The 20,963-nt window shown below is 59.1% G+C and carries 22 protein-coding genes; 13 read left to right on the forward strand and 9 right to left on the reverse strand.

Annotated elements, in window-relative coordinates:
* Positions 1-19: 19 nt before the first annotated feature.
* Entirely contained in the window at positions 20-823 is an 804-nt protein-coding gene (locus PSH57_RS04715) for a SirB1 family protein (protein WP_305416390.1), read from the reverse strand.
* A gap of 186 nt (positions 824-1,009) precedes the next feature.
* On the opposite strand from PSH57_RS04715, the gene PSH57_RS04720 reads away from it, so the two are divergent.
* Positions 1,010-2,029 carry a Glu/Leu/Phe/Val dehydrogenase family protein gene (locus tag PSH57_RS04720; RefSeq protein WP_305388100.1) on the forward strand — a complete coding sequence of 340 codons (1,020 nt, stop codon included), beginning with the start codon at positions 1,010-1,012 and terminating at the stop codon, positions 2,027-2,029.
* 71 nt (positions 2,030-2,100) lie between these two features.
* Here the strand turns inward: PSH57_RS04720 and PSH57_RS04725 are convergent, their stop codons facing one another.
* The gene (locus PSH57_RS04725) at positions 2,101-2,361 is read right to left on the reverse strand and encodes a YebG family protein (RefSeq protein WP_047228616.1); all 261 of its coding nucleotides are present in this window, start codon (positions 2,359-2,361) and stop codon (positions 2,101-2,103) included.
* A gap of 313 nt (positions 2,362-2,674) precedes the next feature.
* On the opposite strand from PSH57_RS04725, the gene PSH57_RS04730 reads away from it, so the two are divergent.
* Positions 2,675-3,175, forward strand: coding sequence for a phosphate-starvation-inducible protein PsiE (locus PSH57_RS04730; RefSeq protein ID WP_305388102.1), 501 nt, complete (start codon positions 2,675-2,677; stop codon positions 3,173-3,175).
* Here PSH57_RS04730 and PSH57_RS04735 read toward each other — a convergent pair.
* Complete coding sequence (locus PSH57_RS04735) at positions 3,172-3,489, reverse strand: DUF3509 domain-containing protein (protein ID WP_305388103.1); 318 nt, start codon at positions 3,487-3,489, stop codon at positions 3,172-3,174. The two genes, PSH57_RS04730 and PSH57_RS04735, sit on opposite strands and share 4 nt — an antisense overlap.
* Before the next feature lie 501 nt (positions 3,490-3,990).
* On the opposite strand from PSH57_RS04735, the gene PSH57_RS04740 reads away from it, so the two are divergent.
* Positions 3,991-4,401, forward strand: a complete 411-nt coding sequence (locus PSH57_RS04740; RefSeq protein WP_256232428.1) for an HPF/RaiA family ribosome-associated protein — start codon at positions 3,991-3,993, stop codon at positions 4,399-4,401.
* A 225-nt stretch (positions 4,402-4,626) separates the two neighbouring features.
* On the opposite strand, the gene PSH57_RS04745 is transcribed toward PSH57_RS04740, so the two are convergent.
* A complete protein-coding gene (locus tag PSH57_RS04745) occupies positions 4,627-5,502 on the reverse strand; it encodes a helix-turn-helix domain-containing protein (RefSeq protein ID WP_305388104.1) in 876 nt (291 codons plus the stop codon).
* A 139-nt stretch (positions 5,503-5,641) separates the two neighbouring features.
* On the opposite strand from PSH57_RS04745, the gene PSH57_RS04750 reads away from it, so the two are divergent.
* Positions 5,642-6,544 carry a DMT family transporter gene (locus PSH57_RS04750; protein WP_305388105.1) on the forward strand — a complete coding sequence of 301 codons (903 nt, stop codon included), beginning with the start codon at positions 5,642-5,644 and terminating at the stop codon, positions 6,542-6,544.
* 42 nt (positions 6,545-6,586) lie between these two features.
* Here the strand turns inward: PSH57_RS04750 and PSH57_RS04755 are convergent, their stop codons facing one another.
* The 5 genes from PSH57_RS04755 to norR form a co-directional block, all read right to left on the reverse strand.
* Positions 6,587-7,558 carry a 2-hydroxyacid dehydrogenase gene (locus PSH57_RS04755; protein ID WP_305388106.1) on the reverse strand — a complete coding sequence of 324 codons (972 nt, stop codon included), beginning with the start codon at positions 7,556-7,558 and terminating at the stop codon, positions 6,587-6,589.
* Positions 7,559-7,801: 243 nt separating this feature from the next.
* Complete coding sequence (locus tag PSH57_RS04760; RefSeq protein ID WP_305388107.1) at positions 7,802-8,551, reverse strand: YkgJ family cysteine cluster protein; 750 nt, start codon at positions 8,549-8,551, stop codon at positions 7,802-7,804.
* Between the two features lie 77 nt (positions 8,552-8,628).
* Positions 8,629-8,955 carry a hypothetical protein gene (locus PSH57_RS04765; RefSeq protein WP_305388108.1) on the reverse strand — a complete coding sequence of 109 codons (327 nt, stop codon included), beginning with the start codon at positions 8,953-8,955 and terminating at the stop codon, positions 8,629-8,631.
* Positions 8,956-9,054: 99 nt separating this feature from the next.
* Positions 9,055-9,957: a chemotaxis protein CheV gene (locus PSH57_RS04770; protein WP_305388109.1), complete on the reverse strand. Its 903-nt coding sequence runs from the start codon at positions 9,955-9,957 to the stop codon at positions 9,055-9,057.
* 200 nt (positions 9,958-10,157) lie between these two features.
* A complete protein-coding gene (norR, locus tag PSH57_RS04775) occupies positions 10,158-11,714 on the reverse strand; it encodes a nitric oxide reductase transcriptional regulator NorR (RefSeq protein WP_305388110.1) in 1,557 nt (518 codons plus the stop codon).
* Between the two features lie 151 nt (positions 11,715-11,865).
* Here norR and hmpA point away from each other — a divergent pair, with 151 nt between their 5' ends.
* From hmpA to PSH57_RS04820, 9 genes are all read left to right on the forward strand, one after another.
* Complete coding sequence (gene hmpA, locus PSH57_RS04780) at positions 11,866-13,047, forward strand: NO-inducible flavohemoprotein (protein ID WP_305388111.1); 1,182 nt, start codon at positions 11,866-11,868, stop codon at positions 13,045-13,047.
* Positions 13,048-13,775: 728 nt separating this feature from the next.
* Positions 13,776-14,285 (forward strand): disulfide bond formation protein B, encoded by a 510-nt coding sequence (locus PSH57_RS04785; RefSeq protein ID WP_305388112.1) that lies wholly within the window; start codon positions 13,776-13,778, stop codon positions 14,283-14,285.
* Between the two features lie 792 nt (positions 14,286-15,077).
* Complete coding sequence (cyoA, locus tag PSH57_RS04790; protein ID WP_256233194.1) at positions 15,078-16,022, forward strand: ubiquinol oxidase subunit II; 945 nt, start codon at positions 15,078-15,080, stop codon at positions 16,020-16,022.
* 3 nt (positions 16,023-16,025) lie between these two features.
* Positions 16,026-18,056 carry a cytochrome o ubiquinol oxidase subunit I gene (gene cyoB / locus PSH57_RS04795; RefSeq protein WP_305388113.1) on the forward strand — a complete coding sequence of 677 codons (2,031 nt, stop codon included), beginning with the start codon at positions 16,026-16,028 and terminating at the stop codon, positions 18,054-18,056.
* 3 nt (positions 18,057-18,059) lie between these two features.
* Complete coding sequence (locus PSH57_RS04800; RefSeq protein WP_014340103.1) at positions 18,060-18,686, forward strand: cytochrome o ubiquinol oxidase subunit III; 627 nt, start codon at positions 18,060-18,062, stop codon at positions 18,684-18,686.
* Positions 18,687-19,022, forward strand: a complete 336-nt coding sequence (cyoD, locus tag PSH57_RS04805; protein ID WP_214963438.1) for a cytochrome o ubiquinol oxidase subunit IV — start codon at positions 18,687-18,689, stop codon at positions 19,020-19,022.
* A gap of 10 nt (positions 19,023-19,032) precedes the next feature.
* On the forward strand, positions 19,033-19,920 hold the full coding sequence (gene cyoE / locus PSH57_RS04810; protein WP_047228597.1) for a heme o synthase: 888 nt from the start codon (positions 19,033-19,035) through the stop codon (positions 19,918-19,920).
* 139 nt (positions 19,921-20,059) lie between these two features.
* Positions 20,060-20,404, forward strand: a complete 345-nt coding sequence (locus PSH57_RS04815; RefSeq protein ID WP_305388114.1) for a toxin — start codon at positions 20,060-20,062, stop codon at positions 20,402-20,404.
* A complete protein-coding gene (locus PSH57_RS04820) occupies positions 20,401-20,715 on the forward strand; it encodes a helix-turn-helix domain-containing protein (protein ID WP_305388115.1) in 315 nt (104 codons plus the stop codon). The genes PSH57_RS04815 and PSH57_RS04820 overlap by 4 nt, the downstream gene beginning before the upstream one ends.
* The last annotated feature ends 248 nt before the right edge of the window (positions 20,716-20,963 follow it).

Here is a 20,963-nt window from a genome sequence, read left to right on the forward strand (position 1 = left end):
CGCAGGCCTCACACCCCGCTCAATGCACAATCGAATTGGGCGGCAGATGCCCCAGCCGTTCCGTCAGCCGTATTCGCTGGATTGGATCGTCACTGAGCATCAGTGCATGTTCCAGGTCGAAGCGTTCGGCGTTGGGGCAGTCGAGTCGTTGGTACAGACTGGCGCGGGCCAGGTAATCGGCGGCGCTGGCGTTGCCCAGTTCCAGCACCCGTTCGGCGTCGATCAGCGCAGCAATGTAATCGTCGTTAGTCAGATGCAATTGGCGAAGATTGCGCGACAGGCGCTGGAGCATCTGCATGGGCTCGGCACTGACCAGATGCTCGGCTTTGAGTGGCATGTTGGCGCCGTATTGGCGTTGCAGCAATTCCCGACAGTCGTTGGGGTACAACCGGCGCCCGCCACACGGGTCGAGCAGGTGATCGGCACCGGGGACCCGCAACAGGAAGTGACCGGGGAAATTGACACCGACCATCGGAATTTCCAGGCCACGAGCCAGCTCCAGGGCGATCAGGCCGAGGGCGAGGGGCTGTCCACGTTTACGCGTCAACACCTTGTCGAGCAACGCGGCCCTCGGGCGCAGAGGCGTGAAATCGTCCTGGGCGAATCCAAGGTCATTGAGGCGTCGCAGCAAGTGTTGGCCCAGTTCGCTGACGGGCAGCATCGGCAGGTCATGGCTGACACGCTGTTGCAGATCCTTGAAATCCTTCAGCAACGCCGGTACGTCCACTTCGTGATCATGTTCGGCAGCAATCCACAACGCTGCTTCGAACAGCGCCGGTGGGGAGCGGTGCAGGCAATCAAAAAAGGCTTGGCGCGGTGTCATCACAGTCTCCGGGCTATGCCTCGTTTTTAGCTCTGCTGCGGGCTTTCGTCCAGTCTCATCCAGGGAAGGAATCAGGTTATGCCCAAAAGACTGGCCGCCGTGGCGACTTATTCCGGCGCGCTCCAGCAAATTTTGAGCGCACGCCTATACTGGCGGAACAAACAAAAGTGATTCGGGAGCCTGTCGATGTTTGCTCTCATGCAAAGCTCCCGCCTTGAATCGCTGCACCTGAGCGTAGACCCGGCCACCGGGTTGAAGGCGGTGATTGCCATTCATTGCAGCCGTCCTGGGCCTGCTCTGGGTGGATGTCGTTATCTTTCCTACCCCGACGATGAAAGTGCCGTGGTCGACGCCGTGCGCCTGGCTCAGGGCATGAGCTACAAGGCCGCACTGGCGGGCTTGCCGGTGGGCGGCGGCGTGGCGGTGATCATGCGTCCGGCCCATGTCGAAAGCCGGGCCGCTCTGTTTGAGGCGTTTGGGCGCTGCATCGAGCAACTGGATGGCCGCTATATCACTGCCATCGACAGCGGCACTTCGGTGGCGGACATGGACTGTATCGCCCAGCAGACCCGTCATGTGACCAGCACCACGGCTTCGGGAGACCCGGCGCCCCACGCGGCGATGGGGGTATTCGCTGGCATCCGTGCCACGGCCATGGCCCGCCTGGGCAGCGATAACCTGGAAAGCCTGCGGGTAGCGATCCAGGGCCTGGGCAATGTCGGTTTCGCCCTGGCCGAACAGCTACACGCAGCGGGTGCCGAACTGTTGGTCAGCGACATTGACCCTGGCAAGGTTCAACTGGCGATGGAGCAACTGGGCGCGCATCCGATCGCCAACGACGCGTTGCTCAGTACCCCGTGCGACATCCTCGCCCCTTGTGGCCTGGGTGGTGTGCTCAATAGCAACAGCGTGGCTCAGCTACGCTGCTCGGCGGTCGCCGGGTCGGCCCATAACCAGTTGAGCAACCTGCAAGTGGCCGATCAGTTGGAAAGACGTGGAATCCTCTATGCGCCGGACTACGTGATCAACTCTGGCGGCCTGATCTACGTCGCCTTGAAGCATCGCGGCGAAGAGCTGTCGACGATCACCGCGCATTTGTCGAAAATCGGCGCCCGGCTTACGGAAGTCTTTGCTCACGCCCAGGCAGAAAAGCGCTCACCGGCCAGGGTGGCCGATGAACTGGCAGAGCGTTTGTTGTACCGATAAAAAAGATCGCAGCCTTCGGCAGCTCCAGGGGTATTCCATGGAGCTGCCGAAGGCTGCGATCTTTTTAAGGCTTATTCAGCAGGGGCATTGAGCAGTTCGGACAAGGCGTCCGGCTGACTCTTGAACGCCTTGGCGAATACATCGCGATTCTTCGCCATGTAGATGCCGGCTTCCTCAACCTGTTTCTCGCTCAGCGATGGAACGGCTTTTTGCAACACTTCGGCCAGCAATTCGGCGAGTTCCAGCATTTTGTCATGACGGTCAGCTTCGGCTTTATCCATGAACAAGCGCTCCAGATCTCGGCTGCTGCGGTATACCACTTCGACGGCCATTCACCACCTCACATGCCTTCACATTGGTTATCTTTGTGACTACTGTATTTATATACAGCCAAAAGGATAAGCGAATCCCTTCCCTTTGGATAGTGGCTTTTTAATGTAGACCGGTTTCCGCATTTGTCGCGAGGTAGCTGCGCTTGTGTGGGAGCGAGCCCACTCGCGATAGGAGCAGGATCAACCTCACAAAAGTGTCCGGTTGCGGCCCATTGCCATCTCACCCTCAGCCGCTGGCCTTTTTTCTGCATGCAGAACAACCGTCACGTCCAACCCGCATCATCCGGTCGAGTCGACCTAAGGAAACTACATCGTGAAAATCAACTGGGCCGAGAATCTGCGCCAGAACGTACATCAGCTGGCCGAATCCCTGGGCAACCTGTTCGTCGAGACCTTCCATTACCTGGCACTGTTCGCCATCGGCGCGGTGACGGCGTGGGCGGCAGTGATGGAGTTTTTGCAGATGCTCGAGCAGGGGCACATCAAGATCGATGACATCCTGCTGCTGTTCATCTATCTGGAATTGGGGGCGATGGTCGGGATCTACTTCAAGACCAACCACATGCCGGTGCGGTTTCTGATCTACGTGGCGATCACGGCGCTGACGCGCTTGCTGATTTCCAACGTCTCTCACCACAGCCCGCCTGACCTGGGCATCATCTACCTGTGCGGCGGCATCTTGCTGCTGGCGTTCGCGATCCTGGTGGTGCGTTACGCCTCGTCGCAGTTCCCTTCGGTGAAAATGGAGCACCCGCACCGCAAGGTTGGCGCGGGTTCCAGCGAGCATGCCGAAGTGGAGAAGGGCGAGATCTAGAGGCCGGTGGGGGCGGATGTCGCCCTCTGCGTCTGCGGTGGTGGCAGCTTGACGGTGTCACCGCCGGTCATGGCTTCGAGGATCGCCACAGCACTGTGACCTTGCTCAATGGCGATGCCGAACTGAATGCTCTGGACCAGGCGCCGCAGGCGTTCCGGGTCATTGCGTTGCTGGGCGCTGATCATACGCTTGGCGACGATGCGCCCGGCTTTGGACAGGGTCAGCATGATGCTGCCGTCCAGGCCCTGGATGCTCAGGTTGATTTGATACTGCGGCGCAAAAGCGTCGGTTATGAGCTGAAAAGGGTTGTCCATGATGCGTCACCGCCTGATTGAACGTGCAGTTGTTGACCGGCCGTGATCGGGATTAGTTCGCAATACCGGACCACCGGCCATTCCATGATCATGCTTCATCCGGAAGCCATGCTGGTGCTGGACTGGAAGATCCCCAACCTGCGACAGCTCCTGCAGAGAAGTAGCAAGGGGCATGCCGGAAAAACTGTCGGACAATGATCACGGCGCATAGGCGCTGAAGGCTTTGGCAGGCGGGCCGGCGGGATGCCCGTTTCGGGGCAGGAACGGGCGAGTGGTCGCTGACGGTGCAGGGTAAGCGCAGATTTTTCGCGGGGTAAGCAAGGCGAGGTAACTCCCGACAGTAACAGCGCTTTTGCCCGTTGTCCGGCTTTATTTGCATATGAATATTTATCTTTTCGAAGGGGTTGAATTGTTCTGTCGCCAGCCCGACTCTGTATTCAAGGGGTTGTCGCGCTAACGTCGATTGGCCCCTGGCGAGCTAGCCGAAATAAGGGATGAACTATGCAAATCCAAGTCAACAGCGATAACCATATTCAAAGCAGCATCCGACTGGAGGAGTGGGTACGTACTACCATCGAAAGCACGCTCGAACGTTATGAAGAAGACCTGACACGGGTTGAGGTTCATTTGCGGGACGAGAACGGCGATAAGCCCGGTCCCCATGACTTGCGTTGTCAGCTGGAGGCACGGCCAAAGGGCCTGCAACCGGTATCGGTGACACACAAGGCCGATACACTGGAACTGGCCATCGAAGGTGCGGCCACCAAGCTTGAACATGCCCTGGAGCATCTGTTCGGCAAACTTCGCGTCAAGCGCGCGACCGTTGAGACACCGACCGAATCCGTGGCCTTGGCCGATGCGATGCTGGAGGAAGAATTCCTGGAGAACGAACGGGCTGCCCTCAACGGCTGAGCCTAATTCTTTTTACTGACCTACCGAAAACGGGCCTGCCATCGCAGGCCCGTTTTGTTTTTATCGGTCCAGTGTGGCGAGCAAGCCCACCTGCATTGATCGCATTCTCCTGTGGGAGCGGGCTTGCTCGCGAAAGCGGTGGGTCAGCTTGGAAAGTTGTTGAATGTACTGACGCCTTCGCGAGCAAGCCCGCTCCCACAGGGGATTTGGGGGGAGTACCGGGCGCTAGCGCAAAAACGCCTGCCGATATTCGCCAGGCGTCGCGCCCAGGGCCTGGCGGAAGCGATTCGTAAAGTGGCTGGCGCTGGCGAACCCGCAGGCCAACGCCACCTCGCCCAGCGGTTTTGACGTGCTGCGCAGCCAGTGCCGCGCGTGTGCCAGACGTCGAGCCAGCACGTATTGGTGGGGCGGTAGGCCGAAGCTTTCGCGGAACATCCGGGCAAAGTGGTATTCGGACAGCGCACACAGGGCTGCCAGTTGGCCGAGGCTGATGGCATCGGCCAGGTGGCTGTCGATGTAGTCCACCAGCATTCGCCGCTGGTGAGCGGCCAGCCCACCCTTGAGGCGAAGCCCCTGGCGCTGGCCAACCTGACTCAATAGCAGATGGTTGAGTAGGTCATGGGCCAGGCTGGTGGTCAGCAGGCGTTCACCGGGCTCCTCCCAGTTCAGGGCGATCAACTGGCGAAAGCGCTGTGCCTGTTGCGGGTCGTCGAGAAAGGTGGCTTCGCGCAGCTGCACTTGCCGGGGCTCGCGATCCAGTAGCGTGACGCAACCGAGGGCGAATTGCTCAGGGCTGAAGTACAGGTGGGCGAGGCGAATGTCGCCATTGATGACCCAGGCCGATTCATGCCCGGCCGGCAGGACGCAGAGTTTGCCGGGTGCCCCGGTGGTCTCGGGTCGTTCGCGGCGAAATGTGCCGGTGCCACCGGCGATGTAGCACGACAGCGTGTGGTGAGTCGGCGCCTCGTAGTCCTGGGCGTCGTGATGGTTGCTCCACAAAGCGACCGCCATGCCGTCCCCCAGCTCGGCACTGTGCTCAAGGCGAGCATTGGGCGAACTGTTGAGGGCTTGAAAAACTTGCAGGGTTTGCAGTGTGGGCATGATCGGTTCTCTCCAACGCCTTGCATCCTACTCCGTCGATCAGCCTATGCCAGCTTGCCAGCCGACAAAACCGCAAGTTTACGCAAGCGCCCGGTGGTTGGCGGCGCAACACTGGCGGTCATTGTCAGGAGTTGCCGTCATGAACCTCTCGTTGTATCTGCTTACCGTGCTCATCTGGGGCACTACCTGGATTGCGCTGAAATTGCAGTTGGGCGTGGTCGCCATCCCCGTGTCGATTGTCTATCGTTTCGGTCTGGCGGCGCTGATTCTGTTTGTGATGCTCTTGCTCAGCCGGCGTCTGCAAGTGATGAACCGGCGGGGGCATTTGATTTGCCTGGCCCAGGGCCTGTGCCTGTTCTGCATCAACTTTATGTGTTTCCTCTCCGCCAGCCAGTGGATTCCCAGCGGGTTGGTCGCGGTGGTGTTCTCTACAGCCACGCTCTGGAATGCCCTCAATGCCCGCGTGTTCTTTGGGCAAAGGATCGCCCGCAACGTCATGCTGGGCGGCGCTTTGGGGCTGCTGGGGCTGGCGCTGCTGTTCTGGCCGGAGCTCGCTGGCCATAGCGCGAGCCCGCAAACGCTGTTCGGACTGGCGTTGGCGCTATTGGGAACCTTGTGCTTTTCGGCCGGCAACATGCTCTCGAGCTTGCAACAGAAGGCCGGTCTCAAACCGTTGACCACCAACGCCTGGGGCATGGCTTATGGTGCGGCGATGCTGGCGGTGTGGTGCCTCTTCAAAGGCATCCCGTTTGATATGGAATGGAACGCGCGCTATGTCGGCTCGCTGCTGTACCTGGTGATTCCAGGCTCAGTGATCGGCTTTACCGCCTACCTGACGCTGGTGGGGCGCATGGGCCCGGAAAAGGCGGCGTACTGCACGGTGCTGTTTCCGGTGGTGGCGTTGAATGTTTCGGCGTTAGTCGAGGGCTACCAATGGACGGCGCCGGCACTGCTCGGGTTAGTCCTGGTGATGCTGGGGAATGTGCTGGTGTTCCGCAAACCCCGGCCCGTGGCGACGGAAGTCGCCTTGGGCGCGCGCTGAACCAGGAAATGGCAGGCCCGTACAAGGGGCCTGCCGGTTGGTTTACTTCCAGACTTGCGGGTTCACCAGGTTCTTCGGTCGCTCGCCCAGCAAAGCGCTGCGCAAGTTTTCCACCGCAAGATTGGCCATGGCTTCACGGGTTTCGTGGGTGGCCGAGCCGATGTGGGGCAGGGTTACGGCGTTTTTCAGCTGGAACAGCGGCGACTCGGCCAATGGCTCTTTCTCGTAAACGTCCAGCCCGGCGCCGCGGATGCGGTTGTTCTGCAAGGCTTCGATCAGCGCCGGTTCGTCCACCACCGGGCCGCGGGAAATATTGATCAGAATGGCACTTGGTTTCATCAGGGCCAGTTCACGCTGGCCAATCAGGTGGCGGGTCTTCTCGCTCAATGGCACCACGAGGCAAACAAAGTCCGCTTCGGCCAGCAACTGATCCAGCTCACGAAATTGTGCGCCCAACTGGTTTTCCAGTTCAGGCTTGCGACTGTTGCCGCTATAAAGAATCGGCATGTTGAACCCCAGCCGCCCACGCCGGGCAATGGCCGCGCCGATGTTGCCCATACCGACGATGCCCAACGTCTTGCCGTGCACGTCGCTGCCGAACAGTTGCGGGCCGACCGTCGCTTGCCATTGGCCGGCCTTGGTCCAGGCGTCCAGTTCAGCGACGCGCCGGGCACTGCTCATCAGCAAGGCGAAGGCCAGGTCGGCGGTGCTTTCAGTGAGTACGTCAGGGGTGTTGGTGAGCATGAGCCCACGCTCATTGAAGTAGGCCAGGTCATAGTTGTCGTAACCCACCGACACACTGGACACCACTTGCAGGTTCGTGGCGTTCTGCAATTGCTCGCGGCCGAGTTTGCGACCGACACCGATCAGGCCATGCACGTGGGGCAGGGCTTCGTTGAACTGTGCGTTGATGTCGCCGTTCGACGGGTTTGGCACGATCACGTCGAAATCCTGTTGCAGACGTTCGACCATCTTGGGCGTGATACGGCTGAAGGCAAGTACGGTTTTTTTCATCGCAGAAGGCTCATCGGGCAAGGAATACCAAGCACGCTAACATTCTGCATGTGGGTTAGGCGAGAGGGGGAGCGTCGATTGAGGCGAGTCAGTGGCAGGAGTGGAGTACTTATGGGCAGTACCTATGTGGGAGCGAGCCTGCTCGCGATGACGGCGGCACATCCACCATCACTGCAAACTGATCCACCGCTATCGCGAGCAGGCTCGCTCCCACAAGGGATCTTTATTTCATCCCTGGGGTGCTTACGCCGCCCGCAGCGAAATAAACGCGTAGTTGACCGGTGCCTCAGTGACGACCCGGGCTCCGCTGGCCAGGATCTGGCAGGCCACGTCATCGCCGGACAGATGGAACAGCCATTCAGTGGTTTCCTGCTCCAGCGGCTTCAAGCGCACTTGATCGAGGACTGTGGCGAATGCGCTCATGTCCGGCAGGTACGCGGTAAACCCGTCGCCTTTCAGGGCGGTGGTGCGAATGCCCAACGACGCACAGATTTGATCCTTGATCCGGATTTCCTCGCGATCGGCCTGACGTGAACGCTCGATCAACTGCGCCAGTTCCCTGTCGACCAGTTCACCGCCGAGTATCAGTTGCGGTCCGGTCTCCCACGACTCTGGCGGGCATTCCTTTACGGCGGTATTGAGGGGGATGTGCGGGTTGATCTCCATCGGATAGATGCGGCACACCAAGGGGCGGCGCTCGTAGATGCGGCAGAGGTTTTCTTCGTCAAGATTGCGGCAGCGACCCGCGTTATAGGCAGCAAAGGTGATCGCCACGAGGGCTTCGGTGGTGCCGCTGTGGACCCGCGCCGAACGGCGTTCAGCGTGCTCGCGTTGCCCTGCCGGCAGGCCCAGGCCATTGGCCAGGAAGGCTTCCACCAGAACAATCACCTGGCCGCCGTCGTCAGCCCACATCCGCGCCTCGTCGAGGGTCAGGGGGACATGGTGATCGGTGCAGCATTTGCCGCACCCTACGCAGGAAAACGTTGTGTTCATTGAACGCCCGGTCAAAAGCTGGAAAGCGGCGACAGAAAAACGCCGCGATTAACCATTGCGAAGCAAGTTGTGCGCCATCACCGGCTGTTGTCGGCGGGGCGGATGGAGTCCCACTCGGTCACGTAGGCGGTTTTGGATTTTTTGCGGTAAAGGCAAAGCTCGGTGCCCGTCGCGCCTTTCATGTGTTCCTGCGGATACTGGCCTTGCAGCAACAGCGCGGTGTAGCCCACCCGGTCATCGAACTGCGCAGCAGTGCCCACAGGTTCGGCGTTCTTCAGGCCACTGGCCTTGATGCAACTGGCAAGCACGGCTTTGTCATGGATGGCCCAGGCTTCTGGGCTGGAGGCGTGGGCCTGGGCGGCGAGGGCTGTGAAGCCCAAGAACATGAGGGTGTGGGTTTTCATCAGCAAGATCCTTGTTCTGGGAAGCCAGGACGGGAGTATGCCTGAGGTTGGACGGGGGATTTGGGGCGTTATCGCGGGCAAGGCCTGCCCGCGACGATCTCAGTGACCTTGCTCGGCAACCGCTTTGGCCGCCGTGATCAGGCATTTGGTCAGTTCCGGCGAGGAGAACTTGGTCAGTACCCCATTGGCACCGGACAACCGAGCCTTCTCACTGTTCATGGCGCTGTCCAGCGAGGTGTGCAGCAACACATAGAGGTGGGCGAAGTCCGGCGTTTCCCGCAAGGTCCGGGTGAGGGCATAGCCGTCCATCTCCGACATTTCGATGTCGGAGACAATCAGGTTGATCTGTTGCGCAGTGCCTTGCAGGTCCAGAAGGCATTCGATGGCTTCCTTGGCGCTGCGAGCGGTGTGGCATTGCAGGCCGAGGTTACGCAAGGTGTATACCGATTGTTGCAACGCCACCTGACTGTCATCGACCACCAGGATCCGCGCGTTGCCCAGGACTTCGGCGTCTTCCATGCTCAGTTCGGTAGGCGCGGTTTCAATTTGCGCCGGGGCGATGCCGTGGATGACCTTTTCGATGTCCAGCACTTGCACCAGCGTGCCATCCACCGAAGTCACGCCAGTGATGAAGGCGCGGACGCCGCCTGAGCCGAAAGGCGGTGGTTTGATGTCGGTGGTCAGGCAATGCACGATCTTGCTCACCGCCTGCACATGCAAGCCCTGCTTGGAGCGGCTCACATCGGTGACGATCAGGCACCCACCGTCGGGATCTTCCAGTGGCCGTTCGCCGATGGCGCGGCTCAGGTCAATCACCGACAACGAGGCTCCGCGCAGGGTCGCGATGCCTTTGACGTGCGGGTGCGACTCCGGCAGTTTGGTCAGCGGCGGGCAGGGAATGATTTCGCTGACTTTGAGCAGGTTGATTGCCATCAGCTTGCCGCTGCGCAAGGTAAACAGCAGAAGCGAAAGTGAATCTGCGCGGCCTTTGTTGGAAGACATAAAAACCTTCTGTGGAAAAAGGTGGGGCGAGCGTGACGAACGCCAAAACAGCTTTTGATATTGGGTTATCGACTCGTTGGGGGCTGGCTTTAGGGCGAAACCCACAGACAATCGATTTCAAGTCAGTGGCTTGTGAATACACACTCTGTGGCCAGGAGATAAATCCCCTCGCCACAAGGGCCGCGGTGGCAGAAAAGGTTCTATTTTAAGCCCAACCGCCTGGCCATCCGCCCCAGGTTCGCCCGGTCCAGACCCAGTTCCCGGGCGGCGCTGGCCCAGTTGTGCTGGTGTCGTTCCAGGCTGGCGACGATCAGCTTGCGCTGAAAATCGTCCATGGCTTCGCGCAGATCCCCCGCGACCCCCTCCAGGGCCGGTGCAGGGCTGGCGGATGAAGGTGCCGGACTTTGCTCCGGGCTTTGGGGCAAGTCCAGATCCTGGGCGCTGAGGCTGAGAATCTTTGGCCGAACCGGACACCGGCCCAACGCTTTCAAGGCGCTGCGTCCGATCAGGTGCTCCAGTTCGCGCACGTTCCCCGGCCAGTCATACGCCAGCAATGCGGTCTGGGCGTCACTGGTCAGGCGCAGGCTGCCCAGGCCCATGCGCGAACGGTTCTGTTCCAGGAAGAAACCGCTGAGCAGCAGCACATCGCGCCCGCGATCGCGCAGCGCCGGCACCAGCAACGGGTACACGCTCAGGCGATGATAGAAGTCGGCGCGATATCGCCCGTTGCGCACTTCTTCGGCCAGATCGCGATTGGTGGCCGCGATCAGGCGTACATCGACCCGATGTTCCTTGTCCGAGCCCAGGCGTTGCAACTGGCCGCTCTGCAACACTCGCAGCAGCTTGGCCTGCACGGTCAAGGACAGCTCGCCCACCTCATCGAGAAACAACGTGCCGCCATCGGCCAGTTCGAATTTGCCGCGCCGGTCGTTCGTGGCGCCAGTGAAGGCGCCGCGTACATGGCCGAAAAGCTCGCTTTCCACCAGGGTATCCGGCAGGGCGGCGCAATTGAGGCTGATAAGCGGCTGCTCGGCGCGCTTGGACGCTGCGTGGATGGCTTGGGCGACCAGTTCCTTGCCGACTCCGGTTTCGCCGGTGATCAGCACCGTCAGGTCGCTGCCACCCACCAGGTTGATTTCTTCGACCAATCGCTTGTGGGCCTTGCTCTGGCCGACCATGTCGCGAGGTTGCTGGCCGCTGGCCTGGCGGTAGACCTCGGCGCGGCGATGCTCGTCTTCGGCTTTCAAGGCCAGCCGATCGATGCGTTCGGCGGCGCTGACCGTGGCGGCGGCCAGACTGGCAAAGGCCTGCAAGGCGCTCAGGTCGATGGGCTCGAAGCGTTCCGGGTTCAGGGCGTCGAGGGTCAGCAGGCCCCACGGTTGCTCGTCGACGAACAGTGGGCAGCCCATGCAGTCGTGGACCTCCAAGTGCTCATCAAGACCTTCGACCAATCCGTCGTACGGGTCGGGCAACTCACTGTCGGCGGCGAAGCGGGTGGGTTGCGGGTTGGCCAGCAGTGCCTGGAAACGTGGGTGTTCGCTGATCCGGAATCGCCGGCCCAGTGTGTCTGTACTCAAGCCGTCGACCGCCAGAGGAACCAGGCAGTCCCCGTCCAGACGTAACAGCGCGGCAGCGTCGCACGGTAGGAGGGCTCGCAAAGCGCCCAGCAGGCGACGATAACGCTCGCCTTCAGGTAATTCGCGAGACAGGTCGGCTACCAGTGGAAGCAACGAGGTTAGCAAGGAGGTTGCGGTCATAATGACTCCATGTTGTCCTTAAGACTATACGTCGCGCCGTGTCTTTATGACTATCTTGTTTGTAATTGCTTGAAAAATATCAATAATTTTTATGGCATGGAATCTGATAAGGCATAGGTATCCATTTCTGTAGCCCGCGAGGAATCACCCTATGCTCAGCCGAGAAGAACGCGCCATCATCCGCTCCACCGTTCCATTGCTTGAAAGCGGTGGTGAGGCGCTCATTACTCACTTCTATCGCATGATGCTGTCCGAATACCCGCAGGTGCGCCCGCTGTTCAACCAGGCTCACCAGGCCAGCGGTGATCAGCCCCGCGCCCTGGCCAACGGCGTATTGATGTATGCCCGGCACATTGACCAACTCGATCAGTTGGGTGATCTGGTGGCGAAAATCGTCAACAAACACGTCGCCCTGCAGATCGAGCCCCAACATTACCCCATTGTGGGTTCCTGCCTGCTGCGTGCGATCGCCGAGGTATTGGGTCAAGAGATTGCCACGCCCCAAGTGATTGCCGCATGGGGCGCTGCCTATAACCAGTTGGCCGATATCCTGATCGGTGCCGAAGCGGGCATGTATGACCAGAAAGCCGCGGCGCCGGGCGGCTGGCGGGGTGAGCGTGAGTTCATCCTGACGGCCAGGGTGCAGGAGAGCTCGGAAATCACTTCTTTCTACTTCGAACCGACGGACAAAGGAGCGATCCTGGTAGCCGAACCAGGCCAGTACATCGGCATGAAACTGATGTTGGATGGCGAGGAGGTGCGCCGCAATTATTCGCTGTCGGCGCTGGCGGACAACGGTCAGTATCGCATCAGCGTCAAGCGCGAGCCCGGCGGGCGCGTGTCCAACCACCTGCACCATCATTTCCCGATTGGCAGCAGCATCCAGTTGTTTCCGCCGTCAGGGGAGTTCTTCCTGACCCAGAGCGACAAGCCACTGGTACTGATCAGCGGCGGCGTCGGCATCACCCCGACCCTGGCGATGTTGCAGGCGGCGTTGCAAACTGAGCGCCCTGTGCATTTTATCCACTGCGCGCGCAATGGCGGCGCACATGCCTTTCGCGACTGGATCGATGACCTGGCCCAGCGGCATCCACAACTCAAGCGCTTTTATTGCTACGACGAAGATGACGGCTTGAGCCCGGCGGCTGACAAGGTCGGGTTGTTGAGCCAGGAGCAACTGGCGCAATGGTTGCCAGAGCAGCGTGACCTGGATGCCTACTTCCTGGGGCCCAAAGGCTTCATGGCCGCCGTCAAGCGCCACCTCAAGGCACTGGGCGTACCGGACGGGCAGAGCCGCTACGAATTCTTCGGCCCGGCGGCGGCGCTGGAATAACGTCGGGGCGAGCCTGGGAGACAGGTTCGCCTGCATCGCGAGCAGGCTCGCTCCCACAAGGGATTTTGGTGGTGAACGCGATGGGTGAACACCGCAGAAAACTGTGGGAGCGGGCTTGCTCGCGAAGGCGGTTTGTCTGAAACAGTCATGCTGGATGTGCTGGCCTCTTCGCGAGCAGGCTCGCTCCCACAAGGGATTTTGGTGGTGAACGCGATGGGTGAACACCGCAGAAAACTGTGGGAGCGGGCTTGCTCGCGAAGGCGGTTTGTCTGAAGCAGTGATGCTGGATGTACTGGCTTCTTCGCGAGCAAGCCCGCTCCCATAACGGGTTTTGGTGGTGAACACGATGGGTGAGCACCGCAGAAAACTGTGGGAGCGGGCTTGCTCGCGAAGGCGGTTTGTCTGAAACAGTGATGCTGGATGTGCTGGCTTCTTCGCGAGCAGGCTCGCTCCCACAAGGGATTTTGGTGGTGAACGCGATGGGTGAACACCGCAGAAAACTGTGGGAGCGAGCCTGCTCGCGATAGCGGCGGCAGGTTCAACCCCATCCTGCCTGACTCCCCCAGGCAAAATTAATCCGTACTTAACCTTCCTCCTGTTTATTCCCCTCAATATGGGCGGCAGCCGCTCGTTCTCTGTCATGGTCAGCGTGTAGACTTTGGCCATCCGACAGTGCGCCGAGGCTCTCCAGGCTGCGCGTCGATCCAATGCAGACAAAGGGAAACGCAATGAATGAGCAAATGATGCGCTTAGGCCGTGAACGGCGCTATCTGGTGCTGTTGGGGCTGATCTGTCTGGCGCTGATCGGAGGTGCGCTGTATATGCAGGTGGCGCTCGGTGAGGCGCCTTGCCCGCTGTGCATCCTGCAGCGGTATGCATTGTTGCTGATCGCGATTTTCGCCTTCATTGGCGCGGCCATGCGCACCCGTCGTAGCCTGACGGTTTTCGAAGGCCTGGTCGTGCTCAGCGCCCTGGCCGGTGCGGCGGTAGCGGGGCATCACGTGTACACCCAGTTCTTCCCGGCGGTCAGCTGTGGCGTCGACGTGCTGCAACCGATTGTCGATGACCTCCCGCTGGCGAAGATCTTCCCGTTGGGCTTCCAGGTCGATGGTTTTTGCTCCACCCCGTATCCGCCGATCCTGGGCTTGTCCCTGGCACAGTGGGCACTGGTAGCGTTCGTCCTTACGGTGATCCTGGTGCCGTTGCTGGTATCGCGCAATCGCAAACAATTACGCTAGAGCGCCTCAATCAAACGCCCCGGTTTTCTGTAGGACGCCGGGGCGTTTTGCGTTTCAGTCTTAAGGCATGCCAGCCTTGATCCGAGACAAGGATGAGCTGCGACAGCGTGCGACACGTTGTCACACATTTGCTGTTGACCGGCCACTCGCTGCACGAATAAGCACCTTGTCCTGCAATAAAAAATCAGCCGAGGCAGCCTTCGTTCGACTGGCTGCTTCCCCACGTAGCAGGCATTTTTAACAATCGGGCGCCTTGCCGCTCAACCCCCGAATGACGCGGGGTCTACGGGTATAAAAAGCCTCTGGAATCAGCGCAGGCTGTCTAAAACGGGTGTAGTAGACCTACGTTTTCTGGGGTTCTTGTTGAGAATTAATTTCGATAAGATGATGGCTCGTTGCAATTTCTGTGAAAGATTGTTGCTCAATCAGATGAAATTTATTTCAGGATAAGACATGGTTTCCGCCGCCTCAGCTCACTACAATCGCCCGCACCGAATTTCCGACCCGGCTCAAGCTTGAGCCCGTGGGGTGGTCGAAGGGCTCAAAGCCCCATGCGACCCCAGGTGTCGGTGCCTTCCAACTACCCGCACCAAATGGAATTGGGCTGTAACAAGGCCTTTGACCTACGAATTCGAATAAGAACTCACTGCTGGCCCGGGATGTGTCGAACAGCGTCTGACGCTGCGACGGTCAGCCCTTATTCAATCCAAGAAAAATGCCAACCCTTGGCAGGGTGAAGTGTTGGCGATCAAAACCCAACTGCATTGCGCAAGCTGCTTTAGAGGTCGTGAGATGAGTAAAAACAGGTACCCCCGATTACTAGGCTTGTTGCCACTGCTCGGCATGTTGTTGCTGGGGGGCTGCAACATGACGTTGCTCGATCCCAAGGGTCAGGTCGGCCTGGATGAACGAAACCTGATCATCACCGCCACGCTGTTGATGTTGCTGGTCGTGGTGCCGGTTATCGTCATGACCTTCCTGTTCGCCTGGAAATACCGTGCGTCCAACACCAGTGCCACGTACACACCCAAGTGGTCGCATTCGACCAAGATCGAAGTGGCGGTGTGGACCATTCCAGTACTGATCATCATTGCCCTGGGTTACATCACCTATAAGTCGACCCACGCCCTTGACCCGTATCGTCCGCTGGATTCCGACGTCAAGCCGATCACCATTGAAGTGGTCTCCATGGACTGGAAGTGGCTGTTCATCTATCCGGAACAAGGCATTGCCACCGTCAACAAGATCGTGTTCCCGGCCCACACGCCGATCAATTTCAAAGTCACCTCCGACACCGTGATGAACTCGTTCTTCATTCCGGGCCTGGGTGGCCAGATCTACGCGATGGCGGGCATGCAGACCAAGCTGCACTTGATCGCCAACCAAAACGCCGAACTCGACGGTATCTCCGCCAACTACAGCGGCGCGGGTTTTACCGGCATGAAGTTCAAAGCAATCGCCACGACCCAGGAAGAGTTCGACGCCTGGGTCAACGATGTGAAAAAGGCACCTAAACAGCTTGAAAAAGCTGAATACGAAGCCCTTTCCAAGCCAAGCCAGAACAACCCAGTCGAGCTCTACTCCTCGGTCACGCCGAACCTGTTCCAGACCATCATCGACAAATATGAGGGCATGAAACCGGGCAAGCTGATCCACGAGAAGAAAGAGAAAGAAGTGGCCCACAACACGCAAGGGTTGGATTCGAGTTCGCATTCAGCTGCCGGGGCAGAGGAGTAAACGATGTTTGGTAAATTAAGTTGGGAAGCGATCCCGTTCCACGAGCCGATTGTCATGGTGACCCTCGCCATCATCGCGCTCGGTGGTCTGGCATTGTTCGCCGGGATCACTTACTTCAAGAAGTGGACCTACCTGTGGACCGAGTGGCTGACGTCGGTCGACCACAAGAAAATCGGCGTGATGTACATCATCGTTGCCATGGTCATGCTGCTGCGTGGTTTTGCCGACGCGATCATGATGCGTACCCAGTTGGCCATGGCCACCGAGGGTTCGCCGGGCTACCTGCCGCCTGAACACTATGACCAGATCTTCACCGCCCACGGCGTGATCATGATCATCTTCATGGCGATGCCATTCTTCACCGGCCTGATGAACCTTGCAGTGCCGCTGCAGATCGGCGCGCGTGACGTGGCCTATCCCTTCCTGAACTCCCTGAGCTTCTGGTTGCTGGTTTCCGGCGTGGTGTTGATCAACCTGTCCCTGGGCGTTGGCGAATTCGCCAAGACCGGTTGGGTTGCTTATCCACCGTTGTCGGGGCTGCAATACAGTCCGGGCGTGGGGATGGATTACTACATCTGGGCGCTACAGCTATCCGGGCTGGGTACGACGCTAACGGGGGTCAACTTCCTGGCAACCGTGCTGAAGATGCGTACCCCTGGCATGAAACTGATGGACATGCCGATCTTCACCTGGACCTGCACCTGGGCCAACGTCCTGATCGTCGCTTCGTTCCCGATCCTGACCGCTACCCTGGCTCTGCTGACGCTTGACCGCTACATGGATTTCCACATTTTCACCAATGAACTGGGTGGAAATCCGATGATGTACGTCAACCTGTTCTGGGCCTGGGGTCACCCCGAGGTGTACATCCTGATTCTGCCGGCGTTCGGGATTTTCTCCGAAGTCATCTCGGCGTTCTCCGGCAAGAAACTGTTCGGCCACCACTCGATGATCTACGCCAGCGGCGCGATCTCGGTGCTGGGCTTCATGGTCTGGCTGCACCACTTCTTCACCATGGGTTCGGGTGCCAGCGTCAACGCCTTCTTCGGCCTGGCGACGATGCTGATTTCGATCCCCACGGGTGTGAAGCTGTTCAACTGGCTGTTCACCATCTACCAGGGCCGTCTGCGTTTCACCAGCCACGTGCTGTGGACCCTGGGCTTCATGGTGACCTTCGCCATCGGCGGCATGACCGGCGTACTGCTGGCCATCCCGGGTGCGGACTTTGTGCTGCACAACAGCCTGTTCGTGATCGCGCATTTCCATAACGTGATCATCGGCGGCGCTGTCTTCGGCTACATCGCCGGCTTCGCCTTCTACTTCCCGAAAGCGTTCGGCTTCAAGCTGCACGAGGGTTGGGGCAAGGCTGCATTCTGGTTCTGGATCTCGGGCTTCTTCGTCGCGTTCATGCCGCTCTATGCACTGGGCTTCATGGGCATGACCCGTCGTCTGAACGCCACCACCAACCCTGAGTGGGTCCCGTACCTGTACGTCGCCATGTTCGGTGCGGTGATGATTGCCGTGGGTATCGCCTGCCAACTGATCCAGTTGTACGTCAGTGTGCGTGACCGCAAAAAGCCAGAGAACATGTGCGAACACGGCGATCCGTGGAATGGCCATACCCTGGAATGGTCGACCTCCTCGCCACCACCGTTCTACAACTTTGCCGTGCTGCCGAAAGCGGACGTCATCGACCCGTTCACCGAAGCCAAGGAAAACGGTACCGCGTACCAGGCTCCGGCCAAGTACACGCCGATCCACATGCCCAACAACACCGCGACCGGTGTGGTCATGGGGGCACTGCTGACCGTGTTCGGTTTCGCGATGATCTGGCACATCTGGTGGCTGGCGATCGCCAGCCTGGTCGGCACCGTGGTGTATTTCACTATCCATGCCGCCCGTGACGATCAGGGCTACATGGTGCCGGTGGATGTCATCGAGCGCATCGAAGCCGAGCAGCACAAACGTCTGGTCGCGGCCGGGAAAGTCCCAGCCACCGCCACCCGTGTTGAAACCTCGTTGGAACAGGCTTAAACCATGTCGAACTTAGTGACCACTGTTGGACACGCCCATGGTCATGACCATGGGCACGATGACCATCACCATGACTCGGGCGAGATGACCGTATTCGGTTTCTGGCTCTACCTGATGACCGACTGCATTCTGTTTGCGTCGATCTTCGCGGTGTACGCGGTGCTGGTTAACAACGTCGCCGGTGGCCCGTCGGGCCACGACATCTTCGAGCTGCCGTACGTGCTGGGCGAAACCGCACTGCTGTTGTTCAGCTCGATCACCTACGGCTTCGCCATGCTGGCGTTGTTCAAGGGTAAGAAGACCCAGGTACTGGGCTGGTTGGCCATGACCTTCCTGCTGGGCGCCGGCTTTATCGCCATGGAGATCAACGAGTTCCACATCCTGATCGCCGAAGGCTACGGCCCTAGCCGCAGCGGCTTCCTGTCCGGGTTCTTCACCCTGGTCGGCACCCACGGTCTGCACGTGACCAGCGGTCTGATCTGGATGGCGATCATGATGTACCAGGTCCACAAAAACGGCCTGACCGCCACCAACAAGACGCGCCTGAGCTGCCTGAGTCTGTTCTGGCACTTCCTGGACGTGGTGTGGATCTGCGTATTCACCGTTGTTTATCTGATGGGGACCCTGTAAATGGCTAACGCACATTCCCATGATGGCCATGACGCCGGCCACGGCAGCGTCAAGTCCTACGCCATCGGTTTCATCCTGTCGGTGATCCTGACCGTCATTCCATTCGGTCTGGTGATGTACCCGTCACTGCCCAAAAGCCTGACCTTGTGGATCATCCTGATCTTCGCCGTGGTCCAGGTACTGGTGCATCTGGTGTACTTCCTGCACCTGGACCGCTCTGCAGCCCAGCGCAACAACGTGGTCGCGTTTGTCTTTGCCGCGATTGTGATTGTCCTGCTGGTCGGCCTGTCGTTGTGGATCATGTTCAGCATCCACACCAACATGATGGCGAAGTGAGGTAGACCCGATGTCGCTCAAGCACTTTATCCAAATCACCAAACCGGGGATCATTTTCGGTAACGTGCTTTCTGTGGCAGGCGGGTTCTTCCTGGCCTCGAAAGGGCATGTCGATCTGGCCATTTTCCTGGCCGCAATGATCGGCACTTCCCTGGTGGTGGCATCCGGTTGTGTATTCAACAACTGCATCGACCGCGACATCGATATCAAAATGGAGCGCACCAAGAACCGCGCCCTGGTCCAGGGCCTGATCCCGGTGCAACTGGCCCTGGCGTTTGCCACGGTGCTGGGTGTGGCCGGTGTGGCGCTGCTGTACTGGGTGGCCAACCCGTTGGCCGCGCTGTTCGCGGTGATCGGTTTTGTCATCTATGTCGGTTTCTATAGCCTGTACCTCAAGCGCAAGTCGGTCCACGGTACGCTGGTGGGCAGTCTGTCGGGGGCGATGCCGCCAGTGATCGGTTACGTGGCGGTCAGCAACAGCTTCGACATGGCTGCGCTGACGCTGCTGGTGATGTTCAGCCTGTGGCAGATGCCGCATTCCTACGCCATCGCGATCTTCCGCTTCAACGACTACCTGGCAGCCTCGATTCCGGTGCTACCGGTCAAGCGCGGCATCCAGGTGGCCAAGAAGCACATCCTGCTCTACATCCTGGCGTTCCTCGTGGCGACCTTGATGCTGACCTTCAGCGGCTACGCCGGCATGAGCTACCTCGCCGTCGCCGCCGCCATGGGCATGTACTGGCTGTACATGGCCTGGACCGGCTACAAGGCGGTGGATGACACGGTCTGGGCACGCAAGCTGTTCGTGTTCTCGATCTTCACCATCACCGCCCTGAGCGTCATGATGTCCCTGGACTTCAAAGTGCCGAGTGAGTTGTTGCTGACTTACGCGCCTTAAGCTTCAGACGCTGCACAAAAAGCCCCGCCTTCGAGAGAAGCGCGGGGCTTTTTGTCTAGGTGGGGTATGGATTGGCTGTCATTCGTCGTAATAGATTATGGTTGGTTGAACTATACGCAATTTGTCTATAGTTTCTGCCATGCGTACCCTATTTTTTGAAACGACTACGTTCACCGCTATGGTTGGCAATTACCTGACTGACGATGAATATCGCCTGCTTCAGTCCTATATGCTGCAGCATCCAGAGGTTGGTGACGTCATGCCACGTACCGGCGGCTTTCGTAAGCTGCGCTGGTTCGATGAACGTCGTGGCAAGGGGAAGCGAGGTGGGTTGCGAGTCATTTACTATTGGCTCATGAACGATCGTCAGTTCTGGATGTTCGCGATTTATGACAAGGACGAGTTGGAAAACCTGACCTCCGAGCAAGAGAAGACGCTCAAGCGCGCCATAGAAGCTGAGTTGAAAGTGCGAGGTACCTTATGAAAAAGCGCGATCTGTTTGCCGAGATGATGCAAGGCGTCGAGGAGATGGCCGCTCACCGCGAGGGCAAGATTACCCTTCGCCAGATATCGATCGAAGACAAACCGGCTCCCGAGGTGTCGGCCCAAGAAATTGTAGCTTTGCGCGACAAGCTCCACATGTCTCAAGCCGTTTTCGCCAAGAGCATCAGGGCCAGTCCAGGTACCCTTAGAAATTGGGAGCAGGAAAAATCCAAGCCTAATGCCCAGGCGGCTTTGTTGATCAAACTGGTTGAAAAGTTTCCAGACATGGTCGAGCGGCTCGCAGCTGTTTGATCAGCTCAGGTTTTTTGAAAAAGCCCCGCCTTCGAGAGAAGCGCGGGGCTTTTTTCATGAGTGTTGCCTGGGCTGATGATGGCCTGTGGGAGCGGGCTTGCTCGCGAATGCGGTGGGTCAGTTGACGGTGATGTTGGCTGACACGACGCCTTCGCGAGCAAGCCCGCTCCCACAGGTGCTACGGCGAGCACATAATCGTCAAGCGCCGCTGAGTCAGTGTGGGAGCGAGCCTGCTCGCGATGAGGCTG

It is taken from the genome of Pseudomonas hefeiensis (assembly GCF_030687835.1).
GTDB lineage: Bacteria > Pseudomonadota > Gammaproteobacteria > Pseudomonadales > Pseudomonadaceae > Aquipseudomonas > Aquipseudomonas hefeiensis.

Bases quoted from the DNA above. Each gene is read 5' to 3' on its own strand.
- cyoA (WP_256233194.1), top strand. From the start codon at position 15,078: ATGAGTAAAAACAGGTACCCCCGATTACTAGGCTTGTTGCCACTGCTC.
- PSH57_RS04750 (WP_305388105.1), top strand. From the start codon at position 5,642: ATGAACCTCTCGTTGTATCTGCTTACCGTGCTCATCTGGGGCACTACC.
- hmpA (WP_305388111.1), top strand. From the start codon at position 11,866: ATGCTCAGCCGAGAAGAACGCGCCATCATCCGCTCCACCGTTCCATTG.
- cyoE (WP_047228597.1), top strand. From the start codon at position 19,033: ATGTCGCTCAAGCACTTTATCCAAATCACCAAACCGGGGATCATTTTC.
- PSH57_RS04760 (WP_305388107.1), bottom strand. From the start codon at position 8,551: ATGAACACAACGTTTTCCTGCGTAGGGTGCGGCAAATGCTGCACCGAT.
- PSH57_RS04800 (WP_014340103.1), top strand. From the start codon at position 18,060: ATGTCGAACTTAGTGACCACTGTTGGACACGCCCATGGTCATGACCAT.
- PSH57_RS04715 (WP_305416390.1), bottom strand. From the start codon at position 823: ATGACACCGCGCCAAGCCTTTTTTGATTGCCTGCACCGCTCCCCACCG.
- PSH57_RS04765 (WP_305388108.1), bottom strand. From the start codon at position 8,955: ATGAAAACCCACACCCTCATGTTCTTGGGCTTCACAGCCCTCGCCGCC.
- PSH57_RS04735 (WP_305388103.1), bottom strand. From the start codon at position 3,489: ATGGACAACCCTTTTCAGCTCATAACCGACGCTTTTGCGCCGCAGTAT.
- cyoD (WP_214963438.1), top strand. From the start codon at position 18,687: ATGGCTAACGCACATTCCCATGATGGCCATGACGCCGGCCACGGCAGC.
- PSH57_RS04740 (WP_256232428.1), top strand. From the start codon at position 3,991: ATGCAAATCCAAGTCAACAGCGATAACCATATTCAAAGCAGCATCCGA.
- PSH57_RS04770 (WP_305388109.1), bottom strand. From the start codon at position 9,957: ATGTCTTCCAACAAAGGCCGCGCAGATTCACTTTCGCTTCTGCTGTTT.
- PSH57_RS04785 (WP_305388112.1), top strand. From the start codon at position 13,776: ATGAATGAGCAAATGATGCGCTTAGGCCGTGAACGGCGCTATCTGGTG.
- PSH57_RS04755 (WP_305388106.1), bottom strand. From the start codon at position 7,558: ATGAAAAAAACCGTACTTGCCTTCAGCCGTATCACGCCCAAGATGGTC.
- norR (WP_305388110.1), bottom strand. From the start codon at position 11,714: ATGACCGCAACCTCCTTGCTAACCTCGTTGCTTCCACTGGTAGCCGAC.
- PSH57_RS04725 (WP_047228616.1), bottom strand. From the start codon at position 2,361: ATGGCCGTCGAAGTGGTATACCGCAGCAGCCGAGATCTGGAGCGCTTG.
- PSH57_RS04815 (WP_305388114.1), top strand. From the start codon at position 20,060: ATGCGTACCCTATTTTTTGAAACGACTACGTTCACCGCTATGGTTGGC.
- PSH57_RS04820 (WP_305388115.1), top strand. From the start codon at position 20,401: ATGAAAAAGCGCGATCTGTTTGCCGAGATGATGCAAGGCGTCGAGGAG.
- PSH57_RS04720 (WP_305388100.1), top strand. From the start codon at position 1,010: ATGTTTGCTCTCATGCAAAGCTCCCGCCTTGAATCGCTGCACCTGAGC.
- cyoB (WP_305388113.1), top strand. From the start codon at position 16,026: ATGTTTGGTAAATTAAGTTGGGAAGCGATCCCGTTCCACGAGCCGATT.
- PSH57_RS04745 (WP_305388104.1), bottom strand. From the start codon at position 5,502: ATGCCCACACTGCAAACCCTGCAAGTTTTTCAAGCCCTCAACAGTTCG.